Origin of the sequence: Bartonella sp. CE47NXGY (genome assembly GCF_042195415.1) — a bacterium.
Lineage (GTDB): Bacteria > Pseudomonadota > Alphaproteobacteria > Rhizobiales > Rhizobiaceae > Bartonella.
In genome coordinates this window covers 1-558 of record NZ_JBHIOI010000288.1, presented here as the reverse complement: position 1 = coordinate 558, position 558 = coordinate 1, and the positions used below count along the sequence as shown (strand labels likewise).

1 pseudogene is annotated in these 558 nt (G+C 45.7%); it reads right to left on the bottom strand.

The annotated features are described in order from the left end of the window. Window positions 1–181 (bottom strand): annotated as a pseudogene (locus ACFIL3_RS11150) (hypothetical protein); the annotation flags it as partial. Window positions 182–558 lie beyond the last annotated feature (377 nt).

The following is a 558-nucleotide window of genomic DNA, read 5'->3' as shown; positions in this document are numbered from 1 at the left end:
TGCCCACGCCCACATAAACAAAACCAAGGTAGGTGGCAAGGGCGCCATAAAGCACCACCCATCTCCAAAACATCCACTCTGTAACAGAGCGACGCTTTGCTCCCTTATAAATAAAAATCAAGGCCAGAGCAAAAAAGCAGAAAAACCAAGGCAACAGCCAAAACATCACATCGTTCGACATCAAATACCCCTCACAGAAAGAACATCAAAGACCACGCCCGTGGGAAAGAAAAATGCTCATTTTTTTAAGCCCCCCAACAGTACACGCACACACCGTACCCCTTCCAAAACAAACAAAGGAACGAATCCAACACTGCTCACAAACACCCCATTGTTAAAGATCAAAAACCAGTGCCCCCATATGCTTGGCTCCGTTATACGCCAATCCAACAACGCAGGAAAACACCGCTAACTTCAAAAACATGTCCCGCGCAACCACCATACGCCCCGCTCCTTTATTAAGCAAAAATCAGAGACCATGCCAAAAATGCAGCAAAAGATCAATCCTTTGCAAAGAATGAAAGCCTAAACCCAAGACGCTTTGCCCCTAGACAAATA